The 26,556-nt window shown below is 68.6% G+C and carries 22 protein-coding genes; 9 read left to right on the forward strand and 13 right to left on the reverse strand.

From position 1 onward, the window contains the following. Positions 1-48: 48 nt before the first annotated feature. Both scpA and IEY84_RS01350 read right to left on the reverse strand, forming a co-directional pair. The gene (gene scpA / locus IEY84_RS01345) at positions 49-2,247 is read right to left on the reverse strand and encodes a methylmalonyl-CoA mutase (RefSeq protein ID WP_183541502.1); all 2,199 of its coding nucleotides are present in this window, start codon (positions 2,245-2,247) and stop codon (positions 49-51) included. Beyond that, entirely contained in the window at positions 2,244-4,031 is a 1,788-nt protein-coding gene (locus tag IEY84_RS01350) for a methylmalonyl-CoA mutase family protein (RefSeq protein WP_183541503.1), read from the reverse strand. Before IEY84_RS01350 ends, scpA begins: the two co-directional genes overlap by 4 nt. A gap of 89 nt (positions 4,032-4,120) precedes the next feature. Here IEY84_RS01350 and IEY84_RS01355 point away from each other — a divergent pair, with 89 nt between their 5' ends. Further along, positions 4,121-4,552 carry a hypothetical protein gene (locus IEY84_RS01355; protein WP_183541505.1) on the forward strand — a complete coding sequence of 144 codons (432 nt, stop codon included), beginning with the start codon at positions 4,121-4,123 and terminating at the stop codon, positions 4,550-4,552. Here IEY84_RS01355 and IEY84_RS01360 read toward each other — a convergent pair. From IEY84_RS01360 to IEY84_RS01370, 3 genes are all read right to left on the reverse strand, one after another. After that, on the reverse strand, positions 4,549-4,884 hold the full coding sequence (locus IEY84_RS01360; protein ID WP_183541507.1) for a DUF1707 SHOCT-like domain-containing protein: 336 nt from the start codon (positions 4,882-4,884) through the stop codon (positions 4,549-4,551). The genes IEY84_RS01355 and IEY84_RS01360 overlap by 4 nt on opposite strands. After that, positions 4,881-6,425: a sulfatase family protein gene (locus IEY84_RS01365; RefSeq protein ID WP_183541509.1), complete on the reverse strand. Its 1,545-nt coding sequence runs from the start codon at positions 6,423-6,425 to the stop codon at positions 4,881-4,883. Before IEY84_RS01365 ends, IEY84_RS01360 begins: the two co-directional genes overlap by 4 nt. A gap of 133 nt (positions 6,426-6,558) precedes the next feature. Further along, entirely contained in the window at positions 6,559-8,184 is a 1,626-nt protein-coding gene (locus IEY84_RS01370; RefSeq protein WP_229788211.1) for a sulfatase-like hydrolase/transferase, read from the reverse strand. A 134-nt stretch (positions 8,185-8,318) separates the two neighbouring features. Here IEY84_RS01370 and IEY84_RS01375 point away from each other — a divergent pair, with 134 nt between their 5' ends. From IEY84_RS01375 to IEY84_RS01390, 4 genes are all read left to right on the forward strand, one after another. Continuing rightward, on the forward strand, positions 8,319-9,422 hold the full coding sequence (locus IEY84_RS01375; RefSeq protein ID WP_183541511.1) for a glycosyltransferase: 1,104 nt from the start codon (positions 8,319-8,321) through the stop codon (positions 9,420-9,422). Between the two features lie 108 nt (positions 9,423-9,530). Beyond that, positions 9,531-10,250, forward strand: coding sequence for a succinate dehydrogenase cytochrome b subunit (locus tag IEY84_RS01380; RefSeq protein ID WP_183541513.1), 720 nt, complete (start codon positions 9,531-9,533; stop codon positions 10,248-10,250). Positions 10,251-10,265: 15 nt separating this feature from the next. Next, the gene (locus IEY84_RS01385; RefSeq protein ID WP_183541515.1) at positions 10,266-12,320 is read left to right on the forward strand and encodes a fumarate reductase/succinate dehydrogenase flavoprotein subunit; all 2,055 of its coding nucleotides are present in this window, start codon (positions 10,266-10,268) and stop codon (positions 12,318-12,320) included. After that, positions 12,320-13,060 (forward strand): succinate dehydrogenase/fumarate reductase iron-sulfur subunit, encoded by a 741-nt coding sequence (locus IEY84_RS01390; protein ID WP_183541517.1) that lies wholly within the window; start codon positions 12,320-12,322, stop codon positions 13,058-13,060. Before IEY84_RS01385 ends, IEY84_RS01390 begins: the two co-directional genes overlap by 1 nt. Positions 13,061-13,189: 129 nt before the next feature. On the opposite strand, the gene IEY84_RS01395 is transcribed toward IEY84_RS01390, so the two are convergent. After that, positions 13,190-13,612, reverse strand: a complete 423-nt coding sequence (locus tag IEY84_RS01395) for a hypothetical protein (RefSeq protein ID WP_183541520.1) — start codon at positions 13,610-13,612, stop codon at positions 13,190-13,192. A 496-nt stretch (positions 13,613-14,108) separates the two neighbouring features. Beyond that, positions 14,109-14,525: an organic hydroperoxide resistance protein gene (locus IEY84_RS01400; protein WP_183541522.1), complete on the reverse strand. Its 417-nt coding sequence runs from the start codon at positions 14,523-14,525 to the stop codon at positions 14,109-14,111. A gap of 48 nt (positions 14,526-14,573) precedes the next feature. Between IEY84_RS01400 and IEY84_RS01405 the strand changes: the two genes are divergently transcribed. Further along, positions 14,574-15,041 (forward strand): MarR family winged helix-turn-helix transcriptional regulator, encoded by a 468-nt coding sequence (locus tag IEY84_RS01405; RefSeq protein WP_183541524.1) that lies wholly within the window; start codon positions 14,574-14,576, stop codon positions 15,039-15,041. 2 nt (positions 15,042-15,043) lie between these two features. Here the strand turns inward: IEY84_RS01405 and IEY84_RS01410 are convergent, their stop codons facing one another. Genes IEY84_RS01410 through trpS form a run of 4 tightly spaced genes read right to left on the reverse strand, consistent with a single transcriptional unit; the run spans position 15,044 to position 17,839 of the window. Next, positions 15,044-15,268 (reverse strand): SCO4848 family membrane protein, encoded by a 225-nt coding sequence (locus IEY84_RS01410; RefSeq protein ID WP_141791899.1) that lies wholly within the window; start codon positions 15,266-15,268, stop codon positions 15,044-15,046. Positions 15,269-15,281: 13 nt separating this feature from the next. Continuing rightward, the gene (locus IEY84_RS01415; protein WP_183541526.1) at positions 15,282-16,217 is read right to left on the reverse strand and encodes a YihY/virulence factor BrkB family protein; all 936 of its coding nucleotides are present in this window, start codon (positions 16,215-16,217) and stop codon (positions 15,282-15,284) included. Positions 16,218-16,264: 47 nt separating this feature from the next. Next, positions 16,265-16,789: a 2'-5' RNA ligase family protein gene (locus tag IEY84_RS01420; RefSeq protein ID WP_183541528.1), complete on the reverse strand. Its 525-nt coding sequence runs from the start codon at positions 16,787-16,789 to the stop codon at positions 16,265-16,267. A 12-nt stretch (positions 16,790-16,801) separates the two neighbouring features. Then, positions 16,802-17,839, reverse strand: coding sequence for a tryptophan--tRNA ligase (trpS, locus tag IEY84_RS01425; RefSeq protein WP_183541530.1), 1,038 nt, complete (start codon positions 17,837-17,839; stop codon positions 16,802-16,804). A gap of 465 nt (positions 17,840-18,304) precedes the next feature. Here trpS and ggpS point away from each other — a divergent pair, with 465 nt between their 5' ends. Further along, the gene (gene ggpS / locus IEY84_RS01430) at positions 18,305-20,560 is read left to right on the forward strand and encodes a glucosylglycerol-phosphate synthase (protein WP_183541532.1); all 2,256 of its coding nucleotides are present in this window, start codon (positions 18,305-18,307) and stop codon (positions 20,558-20,560) included. An 80-nt stretch (positions 20,561-20,640) separates the two neighbouring features. On the opposite strand, the gene IEY84_RS01435 is transcribed toward ggpS, so the two are convergent. Then, positions 20,641-21,843, reverse strand: a complete 1,203-nt coding sequence (locus tag IEY84_RS01435) for an MFS transporter (protein WP_183541533.1) — start codon at positions 21,841-21,843, stop codon at positions 20,641-20,643. A 185-nt stretch (positions 21,844-22,028) separates the two neighbouring features. On the opposite strand from IEY84_RS01435, the gene IEY84_RS01440 reads away from it, so the two are divergent. Together IEY84_RS01440 and IEY84_RS27045 are read left to right on the forward strand one after the other, a co-directional pair. Further along, a complete protein-coding gene (locus tag IEY84_RS01440) occupies positions 22,029-22,241 on the forward strand; it encodes a helix-turn-helix domain-containing protein (protein ID WP_179656125.1) in 213 nt (70 codons plus the stop codon). Continuing rightward, positions 22,241-22,780 (forward strand): Clp protease N-terminal domain-containing protein, encoded by a 540-nt coding sequence (locus IEY84_RS27045; protein WP_373292277.1) that lies wholly within the window; start codon positions 22,241-22,243, stop codon positions 22,778-22,780. The genes IEY84_RS01440 and IEY84_RS27045 overlap by 1 nt, the downstream gene beginning before the upstream one ends. 98 nt (positions 22,781-22,878) lie before the next feature. Here the strand turns inward: IEY84_RS27045 and IEY84_RS01450 are convergent, their stop codons facing one another. Continuing rightward, positions 22,879-26,439, reverse strand: coding sequence for an ATP-binding cassette domain-containing protein (locus IEY84_RS01450; protein ID WP_183541535.1), 3,561 nt, complete (start codon positions 26,437-26,439; stop codon positions 22,879-22,881). Between the last annotated feature and the right edge of the window lie 117 nt (positions 26,440-26,556).

The raw sequence follows: 26,556 nt of genomic DNA on the forward strand, positions 1-26,556 counted from the left end.
TGAGGCTAGACGAGCCCGACGCCCCCGGCGAGGACATACCCCGGAGGGTCAGTGATCGAGCTGCTCCCGCAGGCGTCCGAGCAGGTCGATGGCGGAGTCGGCGATCACGGTGCCCGGGAGGAAGACCGCGGCCGCGCCCATCTGCTCGAGCGTGGCCACGTCGTCGGGCGGGATGACCCCGCCGATGACGATCATGATGTCCGGGCGCCCCTGCTCCTCCAGCGCCGCCTTCAGCGCCGGGAGCAGCGTGAGGTGACCGGCAGCCAGCGACGAGACCCCGACGATGTGTACGTCGGCGTCGACCGCCTGCTGCGCGACCTCCTCGGGGGTGGAGAAGAGCGGGCCTACGTCGACGTCGAAGCCGAGGTCGGCGAAGGCCGAGACCACGACCTTCTGGCCGCGGTCATGGCCGTCCTGGCCCATCTTCGCGACCAGGATCCGCGGGCGGCGACCCTCGGCCTCCTCGAACTCCTTGGTCGCCTTCAGCACCTCGGTGACCTTCGAGTCACCCGACGTCGTCGCCTCGTCCCGATACACACCGGAGATGGTACGGATGACGGCCTGGTGCCGTCCCCATGCCTTCTCCATCGCGTCGGAGATCTCACCGACGGTCGCCTTGGCGCGGGCCGCGTCGACGGCCAGCTTGAGCAGGTTGCCGTCCAGATTTCCGGTCCCGCTCGGCTTGCTCGTCGAGCCGGCTGCGTTGGTGATGGCCTCCAAGGTGCGGCGTACGTCCTCGTCGTCGCGCTCCGCACGCAGCCGCTCGAGCTTGGCGAGCTGCTGCTTGTAGACCTGGTCGTTGTCGACCTTGAGCACGTCGAGCGGGTCTTCGGACGGGAGCCGGAAGGTGTTGACGCCGATCAGCTTCTGGGCGCCGGAGTCGAGACGCGCCTGGGTGCGGGCGGCCGCCTCCTCGATGCGCATCTTCGGGATGCCCTGCTCGATCGCCTTGGCCATCCCGCCGGCCGCCTCGGCCTCCTGGATGTGGGCCCAGGCGCGCTCGGCGAGATCATGCGTCAAACGCTCGACGTAGTAGGAGCCACCCCACGGGTCGATGATCTCGGTCGTCCCGGACTCCTGCTGCAGGAGCAGCTGGGTGTTGCGGGCGATCCGGGCCGAGAAGTCGGTCGGCAGCGCGATCGCTTCGTCCAACGCGTTCGTGTGCAGCGACTGGGTGTGGCCCTGGGTCGCAGCCATCGCCTCGATCGCGGTGCGGCCGACGTTGTTGAAGACGTCCTGGGCGGTCAGCGACCAGCCGGAGGTCTGCGAGTGGGTCCGCAGGGACAGCGACTTGGGGTTCGTCGGGTCGAACTGCGAGACCAGACGCGACCACAGCGCGCGGGCCGCGCGCATCTTGGCGACCTCCATGAAGAAGTTCATCCCGATCGCCCAGAAGAAGCTGAGCCGCGGCGCGAACGCGTCGACGTCGAGGCCCGCGGCCAGACCGGTCCGCAGGTATTCGACACCGTCGGCCAGCGTGTAGGCGAGCTCGAGATCGGCCGTCGCCCCGGCCTCCTGCATGTGGTAGCCGGAGATCGAGATCGAGTTGAACCGGGGCATCTTCGCGGCGGTGTAGGAGAAGATGTCGCCGATGATCCGCATCGACGCCGCCGGCGGGTAGATGTAGGTGTTGCGGACCATGAACTCCTTGAGGATGTCGTTCTGGATCGTCCCCGCGAGCTGCTCCGGCTTCACCCCCTGCTCCTCGGCCGCGGCGATGTAGAGCGCCAGCACCGGCAGGACCGCGCCGTTCATCGTCATCGAGACGGACATCTCGTCGAGCGGGATGCCGTCGAACAGCGTCCTGGTGTCGTAGATGGAGTCGATCGCGACGCCCGCCATGCCGACATCGCCCCGCACCCGCGGGTGGTCGGAGTCATAGCCGCGGTGGGTGGCCAGGTCGAAGGCGACGGAGAGCCCCTTCTGGCCGGCGGCCAGGTTGCGGCGGTAGAACGCGTTGGACTCCTCCGCGGTCGAGAACCCGGCGTATTGCCGGATCGTCCACGGCTGGGTCGTGTACATCGTCGGGTAGGGCCCGCGCAGGAACGGGCTCAGCCCCGGGAAGGTGTCGAGCGCGTCGAGACCCTCGAGGTCCGCCGGCCCGTACGCCGGCTGGATCTCGATGCCCTCGGGGCTCAGCCAAGGTTCGCCGCCGCTGATCGAGCCGCCGGAGCCGCTAGGCGGAGGCGTGTCGAGATCAACACGGTCGTTCAGCGAGAACCCCTTGAAGGAATCAGGAATGCTCATACCAGCTTCTCCCTCGTAGCGGTCAGGAAGGCGAGTGCGTCGACGCCCATCGAGGCGGCGTCGTCCACCTCGGCGTCGACGGCGTCGGGCTTCCCGGCGATGATCACGTGCGTGGCACCCGCCTCGCGGAGGGCTGCGATCGCGTCTGCGCCCCATGCGGCGTAGGTCTTGTCCGACCCGGCCAGGCAGACGACGGCCGGTGCACCGGCCGAACGGTATTTCCCGGCCAGGTCCTCGGCATCGCTGGTCGCACCTGCGACCTCGACGCCGATGCCGCCGGCGGCGAGCAGGTTCGTTGCGAAGGTCGCCCGGGCGGTGTGCTGGGCGACGGTGCCGAGGGTCGCGAGGAAGACCGCGGCGGTGGCGGGATCGTCGCGCAGGGCCTCGAAGGACGCGCCGTAGCGCACCACCCGCTCGTTGAGCGGGTCCACCGGTCGCTCGGGGAGCGTCTCGGCGAGGTTGGGGAACTCGGTGAGCCCGGTGATCCGACGCTTGCGGCGTGCGATCGCCTTCTCCCGCGCGGCCGAGACCGCGGCGATCCGGTCGCGGAAGGGCGAGAAGTCGTGGCCCCCGGTGGTGTGCCCGGTCCACTCGTCCTCGATCTGGACGAACGCGTCCCACCCGGCGGCGGCCATGTCGGCGGTCAGCTGCTCCACGGCGTACGCCCCACCAGCAGGGTCCGCGACGGCTGCAACGTGCGACTCGTCGATCAGCAGGTGGGAAACGTTGCGGGCGATCCGGCGCCCGAACCCGTCCGGGACGCCGTTGGCGGAGTCGAAGGGCAGCACGGTCACCGCATCGGCCCCGCCGACACCCGCGGCAAAGGCCGCGACGGTGCCGCGCAGCATGTTCACGTAGGGGTCGTACTTCGACAGCATCGGCCGCGAGCTCACCGCGTGGATGCGCATCTCCACGCCCTCGGCACCGCACAGCTCGAGGACACGCGCCCACAGCTGCCGGGCGGCCCGCAGCTTGGCGATCGTCGGGAACTGCTCGTCGGTCGCCGCGTAGCGGAACTCGATGAGGCTCGCCGCCACAGCAGGCGAGAATCCGGCTTCGGTCAGCGCGCGCAGGTAGGCCACGCCGACCGCCATCGACCAGCCGAGCTCCTGCACGTCGGACGCGCCCAGATCGTGCGCGGCAGTGCCGTCGACCACGATCGCGCGCACGCCGATCCCCTGGGCCAGCCGAGCCAGATCGACCAGCTCGGCGAACGCCTCGTCGGGCGCCAGCGGCAGCTCGCGCAGCAGCGCACCCATCGGGTCGGCACCCAGGTTGGTCGCAGCGTGCAGCCCGGCACCGCGCTCGGCGATCAGCGCGAGCAGGTTCTGGGCGACCTTGACCGCACCGATCGGCGCGTCGAGCACGATCGGCGCCAGATCGAGGAGGACCTTGTCGAGCAGCACGTTCAGGTCGGTGGACTCGTCGGCGGCCACCCACAGCGAGGAGACCCCGCCGTCGAGGTCGACCAGAGCCGCCTCGTTGGCCACCTTGGCATCGACCCCGGAGAGCCCGGAGACGAGCGAACGGATGTCCCACGCGCCGGCGCGCGTCGGACGGACCGTGTCGGCGAAAGACGTGTCCGGCAGCCCGAGCGGGGCGATTCGGAGTCCGTCGAGCGAGGTGCGGGTCAGCTTGTCCCAGACGAGAGAGTCGGCGTCGTCGGATGTCAGCCGACCGCTCTTGCGGAGGACGGCAGCGGTCGCCGCCTCCCACTCTTCCTGCGAATGGGCGTCTGCCGGCTGGGCGAGGCGCAACGAGTCGTCGCGAACGGCGTCGTTCATGGGTCGAACCTTAGGCCGACGGAGTGGCGGTGACCACAAAGTGTGAGGTTTACAACCGCTAACTGAGACGCGGCACTAGTTTGACCGCCGTGAAGGTACGCACTCCCGGCGGGACGGTCTACCGCGTCTCCCGTCGCTGGGTCCCGTGGCAGCGGAAGTCACGTCGGCTGAGTCTCGACGGGCTCGAGCTCCCGATCAGCCCGCCGTCCGGCGACGATCCGATCAGCGCGATCCTGATGATTCTCTGGCTGGTCATCGCCATACCGATCATCGTCGTGGTCGTCGCGGTCATGCTGCTGACCGGCATCGAGCTCGTCCTGCTGCTCGCCGTCCTCCCCTTCGCCATCGGCGCCCGGGTGGCCTTCGGCCGCCACTGGACCGTCGAGGTGCGCCGCGGCTTCACCCCGATCCACGAAGAGCGTTCCGGTGGCTGGACCGCCAGCGGCGTACGCATCCAGGAGCTGGCGCGGGAGATCGAGTCGGGCAGCGTCCCCGCGGACACCCTCACCAAGCAGTCCTAGGGCCAGGGGCGCAACAGCGGCAGGCCCGTGTAGACCAGCACCCACACGGGCCAGAAGAACCCCCTGCCGGCAAGGTGCCAGACCAGGACGGCGATCGCTCCGCAGATCAGGAAGACCAGCAGATCGCGTACGAGGCGGGGGCCCGCCCCACCGGGCGGAGCCGGATCCGCACCCAGGTCGTCGACCACCGCGGCGAGGTCGGCCGACCGAACCGCACCCCACACCGCCGCGGCACGCGACTCCAGCTCGGGCGCATCGAGCCGCCCAGCGGCGTACGCCTCGACGAGCCGAGCCCGCGCAGCCTCCCGCTCCAGGTCGCCGACCCTCGTCACAGCCCCTCCAGGTCGAGGGCCCGCCCGGCCGCATACAGGTCCTTCGGGCAGGTCGACCCGGCACAGGTCTCGTAGCGATCGGCCAGGGCCGCGAGGGCCTTCACCGTCTCCGCGGACGCCGGATCCGCGGCGAGGTTGTGCTGTTCGTAGGGGTCCGAGGAGCGGTCGTAGACCTCGACCTGACCTGTGTGCAGGCGGGCGTAGGTCCAGGAGCCGACCCGGATCCCGGACCAGAGTCGGCGGCTGCCGTCGACGACCCGCCAGCCGCCGACCGGGATCGCGCGCACCTGCTCGGGCGCGCGCAGCCACGGCATGATGTCGATCCCGTCCGGCGTCCGCGGCGGCCGAGCCCCGGCCGCCGCCAGCAGCGTCACGGCCAGATCCGGATTGGTGACCGGTGTCCGCACCGTCCTGCCGCGCGGAACCCCCGGGCCGCTCATCAGCACCGGGATCCGCAGCGACTCGTCGTAGTGCCACAGCTTGCCGTTGAGGTTGTGGTAGCCGTTCGAGAAGCCGTTGTCGGAGGTGAAGACCACCAGAGTGCGCTTCAGCTCGCCGCGCTTCTTCAACCCGACCAGAAGCGAGGCGATGTTGCGGTCCAGGCTGCGATTGGCCTCGAGACGGCGTTGATAGGCGATCCGGAGGGCGTTCTTCTGGCGCGGGTCGAACTGCCCGCGCGCCGGCGACCCCTTCGCATAGCCGGAGGTGTCCTCGGGAAATAGGTTGGGCCGCGCCGGGATCTGCACGCCGTCGTGGTGGCCACGGTCCTGAGCATCGGGCACGGTCACCGACACCGCGGCGTCGGTGCCGGGGTAGATCTTCTTCGGGTCGTCGGGTCCCGAGGGCCCGCCGTGGTGCGGTGCCACGTAGTTGACCCAGGCGAACCAGGGCTTCCCCGACCGGCGCTCGGCCGCGATGCCGGCCTTCGCCTGCTCGGTGATGACGGTCGAGGAGTAGCCCTTCGACTTGATGATCTCGCCGTTGACGTTGAACTTCGGCGACCGGAAGTTGTAGGTCGACGGGTCCACGGTCGCGCGCCACTGGTCCCACCCGGGCGGCACCTCGCCGCGGGTCGCACCCTCGCCGTAGCCGTTGAGGTACTTCCCCGCCAGGATCGTCGAATAGCCCGCATCCTTCAGCGAGGTGGCCACCGTCGAGGAGTCGTCGAAGGCCTGATAGCCGCCGTAGGGCCCCTCGATCGTGCGCGCACCGTGGTTGTGGGCGTACTGCCCCGTCAGCAACGAGGCCCGGGCCGGCACGCAGATCGGTGTCGGCGCGATCCCCTCGGCGAAGGAGACCCCGGCCCGCTCGACCAGCTTCCGCACCTGCGGCAGATGGTCCATGTCGAGAGAGGAGAGGTCGTCCACCGTGACCATCAGCAGGTTCGGCTTCTCCACAGGCCGCTCGAGACCAGGCGTACGCGTCGCGGCGGCTGCCACCGCGGCCGGCTCGTGCACCAGCCCGGTCACCGCGAGGGCGCTCATCGCAGCCGTCGCCACGGCGGCCCGCTTGCGGCGGGTGAACAGGTTGCCGAGCGACATGACCAAACACTCCTAAGTAATACGAGTTATTTAGTCTACTTTAACGCGGCGTCGAGGTAGTCCGGTAGCAAACTGCCTATTACTGACCAGTAAATGGGCAGTTTGCTACCGGACTACCCCGACGTTGCGCGCCTCAGAGACCGGCGAGATCGAGCGGGCGGTCGGCTGCGTACATCTCCTTGGGGCAGCTGTCGCCGGAGCAGTCGCGATACTTGTCGGTCAACTCCGCGAGGCGCGAGACCGTCTCTTCGTGGGCCGGGTCGTCGGCGAGGTTGTTCATCTCGTAGGGGTCGGCCACCCGGTCGTAGAGCTCGACGCCACCGGTGCTGAGCTCGATATAGGTCCACCGACCCACGCGCACACCGGACCAGAGCCGGGAGGTGCCGTCAGAGGTCGGCCACGCCTCGATCGGGATGACGCGGGCCTGCTCGGGCGCGCTCAGCCACGGGAGGATGTCGATGCCGTCGGGCTCGTGCGGGTCGTCGGCACCGGCAGCCGCGAGCAGCGTCGTGGCGATGTCGGGATTCGTGAGCGGCGTCGCCACAGCACGTCCCTTGGGCACACCGGGCCCGCTCATCAGCACCGGGATCCCGAGGCTCTCCTGGTAGTACCAGAGCTTGCCGTTGAAGTTGTGATAGCCGCTCGAGAAGCCGTTGTCGGAGGTGAAGACGACCAGCGTCCGGGCCAGCTCACCGCTCGCTTTCAACCCCTCGAGGAGCGAGGCGATGTTGCGGTCCAGGCTGCGCGCCGACTCGATCCGTCGCTGGTAGGAGATCCGGTAGGCGTCCTTCTCGATCTGGGTCGGCCGCTTCCGCGACGGTGAGCCCTTGGGGAATTCCTGCCGGTCCTCCGGGAACAGGTTGGGCTGCGGCGGGATCGGCTTGTCGGCGTACACGTCCCGGTCCTGGGCGTCCGGGACCGGAACGCCGATCGCGCCCTTGGTGCCCCGGAAGCGCTGCTTGGGGTCGCCCTTCTGCGTCGGACCGCCGAGGTGGGGCGCGACGTAGTTGACCCACTGGAACCACGGCTTCGCCCGGCTATCGGTCTGGCCCTCGGTCTGGCCCTCGGTCTGGCCCTCGGTCTGGTTCGTCGATCGGGCAGCCCGCTTCTTCGCATCCTTCAGCGCGGCCTGCGCCTGCTGGGTGATGACCGTGGTCGAGTAGCCCTTCGGCTTGACGACGCGTCCGTTGACGTTGAACTTCGCACCCAGATAGTTGTAGGTCGACGGATCGATCGTCGCGCGCCACTCGTCCCACCCCGGAGGTACGTCGCGCCGGCTCTTGCCCACGCCGTACTCGTTCAGGTACTTCCCGGTGAACAGCGTCGTGTAGCCCGCATCCTGCAGCGAGGTGGCCAGGGTCTCGGAGTCGTCGAAGGACGGGTAGCCACCCTCAGGACCGTGGATGGTGTGGGCGCCGTGGTTGTGGGCGTATTGCCCCGAGAGCAGGGAGGCTCGGGCCGGCACGCAGATCGGTGTCGGCGCGACCGCGTCCGAGAAGGTCACTCCGCTCTCGCCGACCAGCCGCTTGACACTCGGCAGATAGTCCATGTCCAAGGCCGAGAGGTCGTCGACCGTGATCATCAACAGGTTGGGCTTCTCCACCGGCATCTCGAATGCCGGGGTCTCGCTCGCGGTCTGCTCGGCGGACGGCTCGGCGGACGGCTTCTGCGTCGGTGCCTCACCGCAGCCCGTCATCCCCACGATCCCCGCAACCGCGAGCGCCGCCGAGAATGTCCGGACCCGTCTGGATACCGCCACTGATTGTCCTCATCACCCTGGTCGTCGTCACTGGGCCCGCTGGCCGCGCGGAAAGCCTGCCACTACGCCGACGGTTCATCCCAGATCAACGCACCTGTCGCGCTCTCGCCACCCCGGAGCAGGACGCTGGTCGCATGAAGATGGCGCTGGTCACCGAGAGCTTCTTTCCTACCATCGATGGTGTCACAACCACGGTGAAGGCCATCGCCGACCGCCTGATCGAATCGGGGCACGAGGTGCGGTTCATCGCCCCCGGCCCCGGCCTGCCGGTCTATCGCAACAGTCGCGTCGTCCGGGTCTCGCCGATCGCCAAGACTGGCCGTCAGGTACGCAGCGCCCTGGAGTCCTTCGCTCCTGACGTCGTGGTCAGCTTCGACCCGGGACCCTTGGGCCGCAAGGCGCTCTCGTCCCCGACAGCGGCCGACGCGACCACACTGGTCGTCCAGCAGTCCCTCGTCCCTCCCAAGGCTGCGCTGACCTGGAACACCTCGATCGCCGCCTACGCCGACGAGATCTTTGTCACAAGCGAGTGGTTGCGGCGCCTGCTCGCCGCGATCGACGTCCGCGCCGAGATCTGGGAGCCCGGGGTCGACACCGCCGCCTTCTCCCCCACTCTGCGCGACGACTGGTTGCACCGCCGCTGGGCCAAGGCGAAGTCGCGCCCCACCCCGCTGGTCGTGGTCGGTTACGCGGGCAATCTGGCCAAGGGTCACCGCGTACGCCGCCTCGCCGAGCTGACCACCGTGCCCGGCATCCGCCTGGTGATCATCGGCGACGGACCGCAGCGCGGATGGCTCAAGCAGCGGATCCCGCAGGCGAAGCTGACCGGACCTCTGGGCACCGGCGACATGGCCATCGCGCTCGCCTCGCTCGACGTGCTCGTCCACCCCGGCGAGGAGGAGGGATGCGGCCACATCCTGCGTGAGGCCGCGGCCAGCGCCGTCCCGGTGGTCGCCCCGCGCGCCGGCGCGGCCGCCGAGCTCGTCCACCACATGGAGACCGGCGTGCTCTACGACCCGGCCCGCCGCCGGGAGCTCGCCGACGCGGTCGCCTCGGTGGTCTCCGACCCTCGTCGGCGCCTGCTCGGCGACCGTGGTCGCGAGCTGGTCGCGACGCGCCCCTGGAGCGACGCCGTCGACGAGCTGCTGGCCCGGCTGGTCTCGCTCGACGCAGCCCGCTCCTCACGATCTCACGCCACCGAGACGAACGACGCCCATCGTGCTGTTAGGCTTGCCTAACTCACCGCGATGATACTCGTCAGTAACCTCGCCCGCCCCAGCAGAGACTGAAATGTCACATACTCCCTGCGTACAAGTTCGGGTAGCGGGAGTAGTAGCGTGCGTGCCGTGGCAACCACGACTCTGATCAAAGGCGCGCGGTCGACGCGCTCGACGATCGCCCTGAAGCTCCTTATGGCGGCCAGCGGCATCGTCTTCATCCTGTTTGTGCTGGCGCACATGTACGGCAACCTCAAAGCCTTCAGCGGCGAGATGGCCTACAACGAGTACGCCGAGCACCTGCGTACGTTCGGGGAGCCGATGCTGCCGTACGGCGGGCTCCTCTGGATCCTGCGGATAGTGCTCCTGGGCTCGCTGGTCGCGCACGTCGGCTCGGCGGTCGCGCTCTCCATCCGTGCCCACGCGCAGCGCCCGGTGAAGTACGCGGTGAAGAAGAACAAGGCTTCGTCGCTCTCCTCGCGCACCATGCGCTGGGGCGGCGTGGCGCTGCTCCTCTTCGTCGTCTGGCACCTGCTCCAGTTCACCATCGTGAAGGTCAACGTGGGTGAGGGCGGGCAGACTCCGCAAATCACCGAGAACCCCTACCAGCTGCTGATCAACGCGTTCCAGCCGGAGCAGTGGTGGATGGTCCTCATCTACCTGGCCTCGATGCTCGCGCTCGCCTTCCACCTGCACCACGGCACCTTCAGCGCCATCCAGACGCTCGGGTTCACCAACACCGCTGAGTCGCGTGCCAGGGCCCGCGTCGCCGGCTGGGTCGTCGCGATCGTGGTCGCCGGCGGCTTCTCGCTGGTTCCCCTGTTCACCGTCTTCGGCGTCATCTCGTAAGGACATCTGACACACATGGCTGCTGGAACCCACTACCTGCCCGGCCTCACCCCGACCAACGAGGCATCGGTCCAGAAATCCGACGACGCCGCGGGCTACTACGTGCTCGGCGACAAGCTCGTCGACCCGAAGGCCCCGACCGGCCCGATCGCGGAGCGCTGGACGACCCGCAAGTTCGAGAACCGCCTGGTCAACCCGGCCAACCGCCGCAAGCTCGACGTGATCATCGTCGGCACCGGCCTGGCCGGTGGCGCCGCTGCCGCCACGCTCGGCGAGGCCGGCTACAACGTGAAGACGTTCTGCTACCAGGACTCCCCGCGTCGTGCCCACTCGATCGCCGCCCAGGGCGGTATCAACGCCTCCAAGAACTACAAGTCGGACGGCGACTCCGACTACCGGCTCTTCTATGACACGGTCAAGGGCGGTGACTACCGCTCGCGCGAGTCGAACGTCTACCGCCTCGCCGAGGTCTCGACCAACATCATCGACCAGTGCGTGGCGCAGGGCGTCCCGTTCGCCCGCGACTACGGCGGTCTGCTGGACAACCGGTCGTTCGGTGGCGTCCAGGTGTCGCGTACGTTCTACGCCCGCGGCCAGACGGGTCAGCAGCTGCTGCTCGGTGCCTACCAGGCCATGGAGCGCCAGGTGGCCGCCGGCACCGTCGAGGAGTTCACGCGCCACGAGATGCTCGACGTGATCATCGTCGACGACCGCGCCCGCGGCATCGTGGCCCGCAACATGGTCACCGGTGAGATCGAGACCCACCTGGCCGACGCGGTCGTGCTCGCCACCGGCGGCTACGGCAACGTCTTCTACCTCTCGACCAACGCGATGGGGTCGAACGTCATGGCCGCGTGGCGCGCGCACCGCAAGGGCGCCTACATGGCCAACCCCTGCTACACGCAGATCCACCCGACCTGCATCCCGGTGACCGGCGCCCACCAGTCGAAGCTGACCCTGATGTCGGAGTCGCTGCGTAACGACGGCCGCATCTGGGTCCCGAAGAACGCCGAGGACTGCACCAAGGACCCACGCGACATCCCCGAGGAGGACCGCGACTACTTCCTGGAGCGGATCTACCCGGCGTTCGGCAACCTGGTCCCCCGCGACATCGCCTCGCGTGCCGCGAAGTACATGTGCGACGAGGGCCGCGGCGTCGGGCCGGAGGTCGAGGAGACCCAGCCCGACGGCTCGGTGAAGAAGTTCCGCCGTGGCGTCTACCTCGACCTCGGCGCCGCGATCGAGCGTCTCGGCAAGGACAAGATCGAGGAGAAGTACGACAACCTCCTCGACATGTACGAGCGGATCACCGGTGAGAACCCCTACGAGGTGCCGATGCGGATCTACCCCGCGGTGCACTACGTGATGGGCGGGCTCTGGGTCGACTACGAGCTCCAGACCAGCATCACCGGCCTGTTCTGCACCGGTGAGGCGAACTTCTCCGACCACGGCGCGAACCGCCTCGGCGCCTCGGCGCTGATGCAGGGCCTCGCCGACGGCTACTTCGTGCTGCCGAACACCATCACCGACTACCTCGCCGACGGCCCGTTCGACAAGGTCGACGAGTCCCACCCGGCCGTGGTCGAGGCTCTCGACGGGGTCAAGTCCCGGGTCGAGAAGCTGATGAGCATCAACGGCGAGCGCTCCGTGGAGTCCATCCACAAGGAGCTCGGCCAGATCATGTGGGAATACTGCGGGATGGACCGCAACGCGGAGGGCCTCAAGACGGCCATCGGCCTGATCCGGGAGCTGAAGAAGGAGTTCTGGACCAACGTCAAGGTCCTCGGCTCCGCCGACTCGCTCAACCAGGACCTCGAGAAGGCCAACCGCGTCGCCGACTTCATCGAGCTCGGTGAGCTCATGTGCATCGACGCGCTCAACCGCCGCGAGTCCTGCGGCGGCCACTTCCGTAGCGAGTCCCAGACCGAGGAGGGCGAGGCGCTGCGTCACGACGACGAGTTCGCCTACGTCGCGGCCTGGGAGTTCGGTGGCGAGGACGGCGCCCCGATCCTCCACAAGGAAGACCTGATCTACACCGCCATCGAGATGAAGCAGAGGTCGTACAAGTAATGAAGCTGACGCTCAAGATCTGGCGGCAGGCCAACGCGTCCGACAAGGGTGCGCTCAAGACGTACGAGCTGGACGGCGTCTCGCAGGACATGTCCTTCCTCGAGATGCTCGACCTGCTCAACGAGCAGCTCCTGCACAACGACGAGGAGCCGGTCGCGTTCGACTCGGACTGTCGCGAGGGCATCTGCGGCATGTGCTCGCTGATGATCAACGGCGAGGCACACGGCCCGGAGGTCACCACGACCTGCCAGCTGCACATGCGCTCGTTCAAGGACGGCGACACCATCACCATCGAGCCGTGGCGCGCCGCGTCGTTCCCGATCGTCAAGGACCTGATCGTCGACCGCTCCGCGTTCGACCGGATCATCCAGAACGGCGGCTACATCTCGGCCAACACCGGTTCGGCCCCCGAGGCAAACTCGGTGCCGGCCCCGCGCGACAAGGCCATGCGGGCGTTCAACACGGCCACCTGCATCGGCTGCGGCGCCTGCGTCGCCGCCTGCCCCAACGGCTCCGCCTCGCTGTTCCTCGGCGCGAAGATCACCCACCTCGGTGAGCTGCCGCAGGGCCAGCCCGAGCGCTACTCGCGCGTGCAGTCGATGCTCGCGCAGCACGACCACGAGGGCTTCGGCGGCTGCACCAACATCGGTGAGTGCGCCTCCGCCTGCCCCAAGGAGATCCCGCTAGACGTGATCTCGCAGCTGAACAAGGACCTTCGCAACTCGATGATCCTCGGCTGACGCTCTGGTTCCACCCGAAAGGGCCGCTCTCCTTCGGGAGAGCGGCCCTTTCGCGATCTCCGGATACGACGGGACGTTCTTGTCGGTTACTGACGGGTAAATCGACAAGCACGTCCCGTCGTATCCATCTCAGGCGGCGCGGTTCTTCAGGAAGCGCTCTCGTTGGGCAGCCGTCAAGGATCGGCGCTGTTCTACCGTGACCGTCGGGGTCCACCAGTTCGGCGGATCCACGGTCCATCGGCGCTCTGGACGAAAGCGCAGTGCTCTCTCCCGCGCTTCCTGCGTACGCCGCAGAAACCGGGTCGGGTCTCGCCGGTCGATCGAGGTCATGGTGACGTACTCCAGCCCAGACCTGCGGAAAAGACTCTCGCGCTGGATGTCGCCGGCACGGCGCTCCCCGGCGAGATGGAGGCCACCGTCGTACTCACCAACGACCCCTGCTTCGACATCGAGCAGGTCCGGCGTCCCGATGTGGTTGCCGGCCAGATCGAAGATCGGGTGGTTGCACAACGGATGCGGCAACCCGAGGTCGAGCTGCCAGTGAAGCCGCATCTCGGGCTCCATCGGCGACCAGCTGTTCTCGTCGGCGAGGGCGATGGCCTGACGGAGCCGCGCGATCCCGAACCAGCCGTTGAGCGTCGGCGTGGTCGGTCAGCTCGGCGATCGACACCTGATCGGTCTGCAGCGCCATGTCGAGCGCGACCACTGCCTGCCGGAGCGACGTCGCATGACGCGCCTCGTAGGCGGCGGAACGCAGGGGGTGGGTCCCGTTGACGCCGTCGAGGACGTACCCCTCGCTCTTCGACATCCGCTCCGCGGTCAACCGGATGCCCGGCCGTGTCCGATAGCGATGGTTGGTGATGACGATCGGCACGGGTCGCGCATCGCCCTTCCCGTCGACCCCGTCGAACCAGCGCGCCCCCGCCCAGGCATAGGCCGCCCACCCGCCCGCCTGTGGATAACACGCCACAACGCCAGATACGACGGGACGTTCTTGTCGGTCTACCGATGGGTAACCGACAAGAACGTCCCGTCGTATCTGGTTGGGTCAGGCGACGGTGAGCTTGACCTCGATGTTGCCGCGGGTGGCGTTGGAGTACGGGCAGACCTGGTGGGCCTGGTCGGCTAGCTGCTGGGCGGTCACGGGGTCGGTGCCGGGGATCGTCACCTCGAGCTGCACGGCCAGGCCGAAGCCGCCCTGGCCGTTGTCGCCGATGCTCACGTCGGCGACGACCTCGGAGTCGGTCATGTCGACCTTGGCCTTGCCGGCGACGAGCTTGAGCGCCGAATGGAAGCAGGCGGCGTACCCGGCGGCGAAGAGCTGCTCGGGGTTGGTGGCACCGCCGGCGCCACCCATCTCCTTGGGGATACGGACGTCGGCGTCGATGAGACCGTCGGTGGACTGGACGTGGCCGTTGCGGGCGTCGCCGGTGCTGACTGCGGTGGCTGTGTAGATCGGTGTCATGTGCACAACTGTATTGCGCACAACTTAATCGCGCAAGGGGGTAGACTGGTGGATGTGTCCGGACGTACCTATCCGCAGCTCGCGCTCGACGCGCAGCTCTGCTTCCCGCTGTACGCAGCGACCCGAGCCGTCACGAAGCGCTACGTGACGCTGCTCAAGGGGACCGGGCTGACCTATCCGCAGTATCTGGTGATGCTGGTGCTCTGGGAGAGCGACGAGCCGCTCTCGGTGACCTCCCTCGGTCAGCGCCTGCGGCTCGATTCCGGCACCCTGACGCCTCTGCTCAAGCGCCTCGAGACGGCCGGCCTCGTACGACGCGAACGTGACCCTGGCGACGAGCGCCGGGTGCTGGTCAGCCTGACCGAGGACGGCCGGGACCTCGAGGAGCAGGTCTCCGACGTACCTCAGGAGCTCGGCGCGTCGATGGGGATCACCCGTGACGAGGCGCTCGCACTGCGCGACCAGCTCACCGAGCTGGTCGACCACCTCGATACTGCCGACTCCGCCAGAGGATAGATCTATCCGCGCGTCAGCAGCCGCTGCACGCCGAGCTTGATCAGCAGCCCGCCGAGCAGGACATCGACGACTACGAGCACCGCGTGGGCGATGTAATAGGGCTTGGGCCGGGTCTGCTCCGGGTCCTTGGCGGTCTTGACGAGGTTGCGGCCGAAGTTGGTCCAGATCGCGATCGTCCAGATCCCGATCACCAGGAGGAGCGCGCCGTCAGTCTTCTCGAGCTTCATGAGTACGACTCTCTCATCCGTCGGTGTCGTCCTGGTGACCGGCCGGATCGGCCGGATCGGCCGGATCGGCCCCATCAGCCGGGTCGCTCGGGTTTGCCCGGACGTAGGCATACGAGGCGGCGTACAGGATCACCATCGAGGTGTAGTGGATCCAGACGACCAGGATGAGGGCGATGCCGAAGGCCTGGAAGGCGGGCTGGCCCTGGGTGGCCTTCAACAGAATGGTGGAGGCCTGCTTGAGGATCTCGAAGCCGATCGCGCCGAGCACCGCGCCTGCCCACAGCGGGCCCTTCGGGGTGCCCTTCTGGGGCGCCAGGTGGAACATCGAGAAGAAGAGCACGGTGTTGGCCGCCAGACCGAGCACCAGGGTGACCAGGACGACCAGCCAGCCGAAGCCGTCATCGAGGCCGATGAACTCCAGGACGTTGACCGAGAACGTACGGATGAGCCCGGTGACCGCGACGGCCACCAGCAGGATCATGCCGAGCACGACCAGGGCGACCAGGTCTCGCAGCTTCGCAGCCAGGAAGCCGGGCTGAGCGTCGTCGGGGATCACGAAGACCGCCTCGAGGGCCTTGCGCAGCCCGTCGACGAAGCCGAGGCCGGCGTAGAGCAGACCGAAGACACCGATGATCCCGACGGTGCCGGCCGCGCTCTCGATGTCGGCGATCTTCAGCTGGCCGGGGCCGTTGCCGACGAGCCCGGGCAGGACCTGGTCGATCGCCTCGACGAGGTCGCTCTCGGCGCCGGCGTACACCTTGGCGATCTCGCCCACGGCGAAGAACGCGAGCGCGAGGATCGGGAAGGTCGACAGGAAGCCGAAATAGGTCATCGCCCCAGCCTGCTGGGCGGCACCGACCTCGCCATAGTGCTCCTGCGTGCGTACCACCCGGTCCAGCGCCGGGAAGCGAGCGCGCAGCTCGGCGACCTTTGCCTTGATCTTCTCCATCCCGAGATCCCCCATCCGTCGAAAGGTGGGCGGGAAGCGAGCCCGCCTCAGCCGGTCAGTGCTGCTCTCAGTGCAAACTCCCGCGTCGGGCGCCAGCCATCCGTGTCGTCGTGCACGTAGAGGTGGAACTCCTCGACCGACCACTCGCACTCGAAGTCGGCCAACTCACCGAAAGCCTTGTCGAGGCTAGCGTCGGGAAGGTCATGAGCGATCGTGACATGCGGGTGATACGGAAACGTGAGCTTCTGGTCGAGCGGCCCTTGCCGGACCGTGTTGGCCAGCTGCTCACAACCTGAGATGCCCTGCACCACGGCGACGAACACCACTGGCGAGACCGGCCGGAAGGTGCCGGTGCCGCGCAGATGCACCCCGAACGGGGCGACCCGCGCGGCCGCAGACTCGAGATGGCTCTCGACGTCCGGCAGCAGATCGTCGTGGATCTCCGTCGGTGGAACGAGAGTGATGTGCGTCGGGATCATGGTCGCCGTCGCGTCCCCGAGAGACGTCCGGTAGTCCTGGAGCTGACTTGCCCATGGCTCCGGGATAGCGATGGCAACACCGATGGTGCGCATGCGCCGACCTTACTAGCCGAGAGGCGACGCGGGGGGCACAAAGCCAACCCGCTCGTAGACGTCGGCCAGGGTCTTGCGGGCGACGACGCTCGCCTTCTCCGCACCCTGCTGCAGGATGCCGTCGAGGTACGCCCGGTCCTCGAGGATCTGATGCGTCTTCTCGCGGAATGGCGTGACGTAGTCGACGACGACCTCGGCGAGATCCTTCTTGAGGTCGCCGTAGCCCTTGCCGGTGTACTTGCCGACCAGGGTGTCGATGTCGGAGCCGGTCAGTGCGGAGTAGATCCGGAGCAGGTTGGAGACGCCCGGCTTGGCCTCCTCGTCGAAGCGGATCTCCATCTCCGAGTCGGTGACCGCGGAGCGGATCTTCTTCGCCGAGACCTTCGGGTCGTCGAGCATGTCGATCAAGCCGGTCGGCGACGACGCCGACTTGGACATCTTGATCGCCGGGTCCTGGAGGTCGTAGATCTTCGCGACCTCTTTGAGGATGTAGGGCTCGGGAAGCTTGAACGTCTTCTTGTAGCGGCTGTTGAACCGCTGCGCCAGGTCACGGGTCAGCTCGAGGTGCTGCCGCTGGTCCTCGCCGACCGGGACGTACGCCGGGCGGTAGAGCAAGATGTCGGCGGCCATCAGCATCGGGTAGGAGAAGAGGCCGACGGAGGCGGCACCTTCACCGCCCTTGGCGGACTTGTCCTTGAACTGGGTCATCCGGCGGGCCTCGCCGAAGGAGGTGATGCATTGCATCACCCAGCCGAGCTGGGCGTGCTCCGGAATGTGGGACTGGACGAAGATCGCGGACCGCTCCGGGTCGACGCCGGCGGCCAGGAGCTGGGCGGCGGCGCGCCGCGTACGCTCCCGGAGCACCTTCGGGTCCTGCTCGACCGTGATCGCATGCAGGTCGGCGATGAAGAAGAACGGCTCGTGCTCCTCCTGCAGGTTCACCCACTGCCGGACCGCGCCGAGGTAGTTGCCGAGGTGGTAGGAGTCCGCAGTCGGCTGGATGCCGGAGAGGACCCTGGGCCTAGTCGTAGGAGCGGTGCTGCCGGTCATGTGCGCATTCTGTCAGCCACCCGCCGAAAGGCTCGAAATGGTGGGAGGAAGTGGATCGAGGACCGATCTGTACGAGCTGTGGATCCTGCCCGCGGCACCGATCTGCGTGCCGGCCATGGGCCTCGGCGCCCCCCGTGATCAACGTCGAGGACCGTGGTCGCCCGCGGTCTGGAAGGCCGCGGGCAGGATCCGCATGACCCATCAACGACGGATCCTCGACGGGGTTATCGAACAGACACGGCCAATTTTAGGAGTTTGTGGATCTCTTGAGAGGCTCTACTCAGTGATGATTCGATGCCCCGTCAAATCCCTGTTCCCGGCGCGACATCCGTCCCTGTTAACGTGGTTGGCCGACCCGCGGATCCTCCCAGGGGTCCGCAGCCTCGGGCCAGCTGCCGAATCGGCCTCGAGGCCAGGCGACCCTCGAGGAGACTTGTGAACCCCACGTCCGCTGCCGATACACGCATGCTGCTTGCGACCGATCTGGACGGAACCTTCCTAGCCGGCGACCCCGAGGCGAAGGTCAAGCTGTATCAAACGTTGAGCCGCCGCGAGGACGTACTCCTGTCTTTCGTCACCGGTCGCGGGCTGGAGTCGGTGCTGCCGTTGCTGGCCGACCCGACCATCCCGACGCCCGACTTCATCATCTGCGACGTCGGCGCCACCGTCGTGACCGGACACGACCTGCTCGCGGTCGAGCCCATCCAGCAGGAGATCGCCGCCAAGTGGCCCGGCGAGCTCGCCGTGCTCGAGAAGATCGGCGACCGGCCCGGACTGGTGCGTCAGAACGTGCCCCAGGACCGCAGGGTCTCCTACTTCTGCGACCCGGAGGCGGTCACCGCCGACCTGGCGCCGCTGGTCGCGGAGATCGGCTGCGACCTGCTCTATTCCCTCAGCCACTACCTCGACGTGCTGCCCGGCGGGATCAACAAGGGCCACACGGTCACCAAGCTCGTCGAGCACCTCGGCATCCCCAAGGACCGCGTGCTGGTCGCCGGCGACACCCTCAACGACCTGGCGATGTACGACATCGGGTTCCAGGGCGTCTGCGTCGGCGAGGCCGAGGACAAGCTCCTCGACGCGACCCGCGACCAGGAGCGTACGTTGCACGCGACCGCCCCCGGCACCGGCGGGATCCTGCAGGCGATCCGGCACTTCAATCTGCTCGACGACGAGCACATCTACGACCCGGAGAACGACGCCGACGACCCCGGGAAGTCCGACCTCGTCATGGTCTACCACCGGCTTCCCTACGACGAGGTGATCGAGGAGGGCGAGGTCAAGCGCCGGCGACCGAAGTCGCCCAACGGGATCATCCCGACGCTGCTGTCCTTCTTCACCGAGCGCACCGGCTCCTGGGTCGCCTGGTCGGTCGACGACCCCAAGCGCGGCGAGTTCGCCACCCACACGGTCGTCGACCCCAAGCTCTATCCCGGCCTGGTGGCCTCCCGGCTGCCGCTGTCGAAGAAGGACGTCGACGTCTTCTACAAGCGCTTCTCCAAGGAGGCGTTCTGGCCGCTGCTGCACACCTTCTGGGAGCGCGCGAAGTTCAAGGAGGAGGACTGGAAGGTCTACTGCCGGGTCAACCGGGCGTTCGCCGAGCAGGCGGCGGCCGAGGCGGCGTACGGCGGCATCGTCTGGATCCACGACTACAACCTGTGGATGGTTCCGGCCTACCTGCGGGAGATGCGGCCGGACGTGAAGATCGCGTTCCTGCACCACACGCACTTCCCGGGCGCGGACGTGTTCAACGTGGTGCCGTGGCGCCGCGAGATCATCGGCTCGCTGTTGCAGTGCGACTACATCTCGTTCCATATCCCCCGCCAGGTCGAGAACTTCGTCGACGTGGCCCGTGGCGTGGCCCCGGTCGAGGTGATCGAGACGGAGGACTGTGCTCCCCGCTTCCGGACGTACGGCTTCGCACTGGGCCTCGACGTCATGCCGTCGGTCATCGACGTCGGTGGTCGCCGGGTGCACCTGGGCGCCAACCCGGTCAGCGTCGACACCAGGCGGATCGAGGAGACCCTGGCGTCCTCGGCGGTGCAGACCTCTATCGCCCGGGTCAAGGACGAGTTCGAGGGGCAGCGGATCGCACTGGCAGTCTCCCGCCTCGACTACACCAAGGGTGTGCTGCAGCAGCTCGAGGCCTTCGAACGGGCACTGCTCGAGGACCCGTCGCTGCTGGGCGAGCTGTCGCTGGTGCTGGTGTGCGTGCCCGCGGCCGGCGAGATGACCGTCTACAAGACGCTCCAGAACCAGATCGAGCAGGCCGTCGGACGGATCAACGGCCGGTTCTCGCGGATGGGCTGGATGCCGGTCCACTTCTACTTCCGGCCGATCCCGTTCGAGGAGCTGCTGGCCTACTACGCCAACGCCGACCTCATGTGGATCACCCCGCTGCGCGACGGCCTCAACCTGGTCGCCAAGGAGTACGTCGCCGTCCACGGCCTCCTCGGCACGAGCGGCACCCTGGTGCTCTCCGAGTTCGCCGGCGCGGCCGCCGAGCTGCGCGGCGCGGTGCTGACCAACCCTCACGACGTCACCGACATGGTCCGGGTCTTCCTGCAGGCCGTCGACATGGACGAGGCCGAGGCCAAGGACCGGATGCGCGGGCTGTGGGACACCGTCCGTCACCACGACTCCAAGGCCTGGGCCGACGGGTTCCTCGCGGCGGTCGAGGCGGCCACCGCCTCGGCGCCTGACGATGGGACCGAGTTCTAGAAGATTTTCGCCGAGTCGGCGCGTTCTAACGCGCCGACTCGGCATCGTTTGGCGTCAGGATGAGCCGACTCGGCGCTCTGCTAGGCCTGACGCCGGTGGATCGTGGTGCTCCAGAGCAGCACGACCATCCCGGCGACGGCCAGGCCGGCGCCGACCAGCGGCGCCTCGCGGGCGCTCCAGAGGTCGAGCGCCATGCCGCCGGCGAAGGCGCCGAGCGCGTTGGCGATGTTGAGGCTCGCGTGGTTCATCGCGGCGCCGAGGGTCACCGCGTCGTCGGCGACGTCCATCAGGCGCACCTGCAGGTTGATCACCAGCACCGACGCCACCGCGGTGGTCAGGAAGGCGACCGGCGCGAGCCACCACCCGGCCGGGGCGACCAGCCAGAAGAGGGTCAGCACCGCCACCATGCCGAGGCTGCTGGCGAGCAGCGAGCCCATCACCGACCATCGCGCCAGCTCGCCCGCGACCCAGGTGCCGACCACCATTCCGGCGCCGAAGGCGAAGACGAACCACGGCACCGCGCCCTCCGCGAGCCCGGCGGTGCCGGTGACGATCGGGGAGATGTAGGAGTACGCCGCGAACATGCCGCCGAAGCCGATCGCGCCGGCGAGCATCGTCAGCCAGACCTGTTTGTTGGTGAAGAACCGGCCGGCCTCGCTGCGACCGGTCGCGTTCGCGTCACCCGGGAAGTGGGGCACGGAGACCTGCACCAGGAGCACGGTCAGCAGCGCGAGACCTGCTGCTGCGGCGTACGGAGCCCGCCAGCCGGCGTTCTGCCCGAGCCAGGTCGCGAACGGGACACCGATCACGTTGGCGACCGAGAGCCCGAGCATCACCAGAGCGACGGCCCGGCCGCGGTGCTTGGGGGCGGCCATGGACGTCGCGACGATGGTCGCGACGCCGAAGTAGGCGCCGTGCGGCAGGCCGTCCAGGAACCTCGCGACCAGGAGCATCTGGTAGTCGACGGCGACAGCGCTGAGCACGTTGAAGAGCGCGTACGCCGCCATCAGCGACAGCAGCAGCCCCTTCCGCGGAAGGTGGGCCACGAAGAACGACAGGATCGGTACGCCGACCACCACCCCGACCGCGTAGGCGCTGATCAGGTGGCCGGCCGTGGAGGTGCCGACCCCGACACCCTCGGCGATCTCGGGGAGCACGCCCATGGTGACGAACTCGGTCGTACCGATCGCGAACCCGCCCATCGCGAGGGCGAGCATCGCGATCACGAACCGGACTGGGGTGACCGGTCGGACGGCGGTCTCGGGGCTGGCGATGTCGGTCACTACTGCCTAACCCTCGGCGATTCAGGGGCTATTCCGTGAATCCGTGTGACCCGCGTCCCTGCCGAAGCGTCACTCCGGTCGGCCGAGTGGGCATCGGCGTGCCCACTCGGCCGACGTACGTGACGCCTCGACGGGAGGTGTCAACTTTTATTGACAACCTGGCGTCGTCAACTTATATTGACACCATGACGGATGCCAAGGATCTCGCCGAGTCGGCCGCGAGCGCCGACCCGAGCACAGGCCTGCGTGCCGCGCTCGCACTACGTCGCCTCGCCGACTCGCTCGAGCGACTGCAGGTGGTGAACGCCCGCCGACAGGGGTGGGCCTGGCAGGAGATCGCCGACGCGCTGGAGGTCAGTCGCCAGGCGGTCCACAAGAAGTACGCGAAGGAGATGTGATGTTCGAGAGGTTCACCAGACCGGCCCGCGATGCGGTGACTGCCGCACAGACGTACGCCGCCGAGCTCGGTCACGAGCGCATCGGCGACGACCACCTGCTGCTCGCGATCCGCGCCAGCAGCGACTCGACCGCCGCCCGCGCGCTCGCAGACTGCGGCGTCGATGCAGCCAGGCTGCGAGCGGAGGTCGAGCGGGCCCACGGGCGCCTCGGCAACGACGACGCCGACGCCCTGTCCACGCTCGGGATCGACTTGGACGCGGTGCGCTCCAAGGTCGAGGAGGTCTTCGGCGCGGGAGCGCTCGACGGCGGTAAGCCGCGCCGTCGGCTCGGCGGCCACATCCCCTTCACCAAGGATGCGAAGAAGGTCCTCGAGCTGTCGCTGCGCGAGGCGATCAGGCTCGAGGACCGCTCGATCGGCACCGAGCACATCCTGCTCGGCATCCTCCGCGCGGAGGGAGAAGGCCATGCTGCACTACGGGCGCTCGACGTGGATGCTGCTGCGCTGCGCCGCACGCTCGAGCACGACGAGGCCGCCTGACGCCGAGGCGTCACCCCCGCGGACCGAGGCGTCACGTACGTCGTTCGAGTGGGCACCGACGTGCCCACTCGAACGACGGGGGTGACGCTTCGGCAGGGTCAGCCGGCCAGGTGGGACCAGGCCGGAGCCAGCTCGGTCCACGGACCCACCGCGGCGACCTCGCCGTTCACCATGACGACGACCCGGTCTGCCTGAGCGAGCGCGGCCCGCTTCGAGGTGGCTCCGATGACCGTGGTGTGCCGGTCGCGGAGCGCCCGCCAGAGCTCGATCTCGGTGGCCGCGTCGAGCGCGCTGGAGACGTCGTCGGCCAGGAGCAGCTCGGTCTCCGCCGCCAGCGCCCGCGCCAGGGCGAGGCGCTGGACCTGCCCCCCGGAGAGGCGTACGCCGCGATGGCCGACGATCGCGTCGGGGCCGCCTGCCTCCTTGACGTCGAGCTCGAGCCGCGCGTCGGCGACCGGGCTGTCGAACGGCCGGTCGTGGCCCAGCCGGATGTTGTCGGAGAAGGTGCCGGAGAGCACCCGCGGCACCTGAGCGACGTACGCGACCTGGCCGGGCCTCAGGAAGGACTGGGGGTCCTCGACCAGCTCGTCGTTCCACCGGATCGTGCCGGTGTGCTCGATGAGGCCGGCCATCGAAGCCAGCAGGGACGACTTGCCGGAGCCGACCTGGCCCACGAGCAGGACCAGCTCGCCGCGCGAGATGGTGAGCGAGACGTCGGAGACACCGATGGTGCCGTCGTCGTGGACCGCGGACAGGGCCGAGAGCTCCACGGAGTGGAGCGGAACCTGCTCGACCGGGGCCGGCGCCGGGGCCTCGCCGGAGACCAGATCGACACCCGGAGGCAGGTCCATCAGGTCACGCCCGCCGGCGAACCGGCTGGTCTCCTTCTGCCACGCACGCGTGCCGGGAGCCTCGGTGACGACCATGCCGGCCACCCGGCCGAACCAGTCGAAGCCCGAGACGGCGTTGGCCACCAGCAGCGCGGTGGCCAGGCCCCAGCCGCCGCCGAAGTAGATCCCCCAGGCTGCCACGACGCCGCACTGCACCATGAGCGCAGGAACTCCGTCGAGGAACGCCTGCACCCGATGCTCCTTCACCGCCGCCTCGACCCTCCCTGCGTCCACGTGCTGCAGGTGGGCGTGGACCTGCGGGGTCGCCGCGGCCAGCTTCACGGTGCGTACGGACTCCAGCGCGGAGACCACCGCGCGGCCGAACCGGGCGCGAGCAGCGGAGGAGGCTGAGGCCGAACGACCCGCGATGGGTCGACCGACCGCCGAGGCCAGCGCGGAGGCGACCATGACGACCAGGAGCACGGCTCCGGCGAGCGCGGTGCCGGCAAGCAGAGCGGTGATCGTCGCGATCACGAGGCCGTTGACGAAGTCGACCCAGCGGTCGGCGTAGCGGGCGTACCGGTCGGCGTCCATCGACCGCGCGACGACCTCACCCGGCGGGGTGCGCGTCAGCCGGTGCTGGCTGGTCTGGCCGTAGAGGACGGCCATCCGCGCGCGCAGCATGACCTCGATCCACCAGCGCGGGTAGCGGTAGAAGGCGTCGGCCAGCATCAGCGGCGCGGCCAGCAGGCTGACCACGAGCAGCACCGACATCACTGTCGGCCTGCCGCCGTCCTGCAGCGACTCGACGATCAGGCCCCACAGCAGCCCGGTGAAGGCGCCCTGGGCGCCGGTCATCGAGGCGAACAGGAAGAGCAGCGCACCCGCGACGCCCCACTCGGGGCGGATGAACAGGGCGTGCAGGATCCCTCGGGCGAGCGACGGACCGTTGCCGACCTCGGCTACCACGGGCGGCTCACCCGAGCGCCGCGTCCCACCCACATTGCCGCTCGCGACGTGGTCAAGGGTCGAGTGGTCGACAGGCTTGGCATCGGGCGAGGGTGAGTCGTGATGATCGGTGCGGCTGGCCTCGAGCAGGTCACGAAACGGGCCCGGCGAGGTCGCCAAAGAGGCACGCAGGCCGTGCTGGATCACCCGGCCATGGTCGAGCACGGCCACGTGCGGCGCCCGCTCGATCGTGGAGAGCCGGTGGGCGATCAGGATGCCCGTACGCCCGGTCAGCAGCCGGTCGGCGGCCGCGACGACCCGGCGCTCGGTGAGCGGGTCCATCCGTGCGGTCGCCTCGTCGAGGACGACCACGCGCACGTCACGCACCAGCAGCCGGGCGAACGCGACCAGCTGCTCCTCCCCCGCCGACAGCGAGGTGCCGCCGGGGCCGAGCAGAGTGTCGAGTCCGCCGGGCAGACCCGCGACCCACTCGGATAGCCCGAGCCGGGCGACTGCCCGCTCGATGTCCTCGCGCGGCCGCAGGTCGTCGAAGAGCGTGATGTTCTCGGCGAGCGTGCCGGCCAGGATCTCCGTACGCTGCGTCACCACGCCCACGGAGGCCCGCAGCTGCTGCAGGTCGAGGTCGCGCACGTCCACGCCGCCGAGGAAGACCGAGCCGCACGGCGGCTCGACCGCCCGGGAGAGCAGCGAGGCGAGCGTCGACTTGCCCGAGCCGGTGCGGCCGACCAGGGCGATGGTGTCGCCCGCGGGAACCGTGAGCGAGATGCCCTGAAGAGCGAAGGTGCCCTCGGCGTAGGAGAAGGTCAGGTCGCGCAGGTCGACCTCCAGCGCTCCCCCGTCGGGCACCGGAGCGCCACCTTCGGGCTCCGGCTCGGAGGCCATCATCTGACGCAGCCGGATGACCGCTCCCAGGCCTGCCTGGATGTCGGGCAGGTGGTTGGCGAGCATCGCGATCTGACCCACGAACGTGCTCGTGACCAGGAACAACGTCACCAGCGCGCTGATCCCGAGCCGGTCGTTGGCGGCGAGCGCCACCCCGGCGAGACCGATACCGGCCAGCAGGGAGTGCAGCAGGACGCCGGCGCGCCTGCCGACCTTCGCCTCCACCGTGACGACGGCGCGGAACTTCTCGTGGACCGTGGCCGAAAGCCTCGCGACCCGGCCGACGACATGCTCCTGCCCCAGGCTCGTACGCAGGTCGTCACGACCCGCGATGCCCTCCTCGAGCACGGCGGCATGGTCGGTCCAGGAAGCCTCCTCGATGACCTTGAGCCGGGAGATCTCGCCCAGCAGTCGGCGGATGACGAACCAGGTCACCACCGCGAGCAGCGGGAACAGGATCGCCGCCGGCCACCAGGTGAAGCTGGCCACGATCCACATCGGCAGCGCCGCGAAGATCGAGCGGAACAGCATCCAGAACTGCCAGCGCAGCAGGTTGCCGACCTCGTGGGAGTCGTCGTCGACGCGGTCGAGGATCTCCCCGACTGCCTGCTCGCTCAGCTCGGAGAGCGGCTGTCGCATGGCGGCCTGGAGCACGTCCTCACGCAGCTTGCCCTCGACCCGGTCGGCGACCCCGACCCAGCCGATCTTGGCGGTCGAGTCGACCAGCGAGGCGCCGATCACGCACAGCGCCAGCCAGCCGACCAGGCTGGCGGTCGGGTTCTCGGCTAGTCGACCGGCCACGACGGTGCCGATCGACTGCGCCACCATGGCGATCGCCAGGGCGACCAGCGCCGCAACCGTCACCGGCCCCTTGAGGCGTCGCCAGTCGACCTGTCGGCTCGGGTCGACAGGGTTGGCGGGGACTCCGAGAGCCTTGCCCGAAGTGGGCGCGGGCGGAGTCGAGAGCGTCGCAGTCATCAGAAGATCACGGTATTCGTGACCACCGACACTCACCTAAAGGTTTTCCGCCCCATCGCCGCGACGAACACGACGCTGACCTGCATCTATAGGAATCAGAAGAAAGTTTTGGAGACC

Origin of the sequence: Nocardioides albus (assembly GCF_014648255.1) — a bacterium.
GTDB classification, from domain to species: Bacteria; Actinomycetota; Actinomycetes; order Propionibacteriales; family Nocardioidaceae; genus Nocardioides; species Nocardioides albus.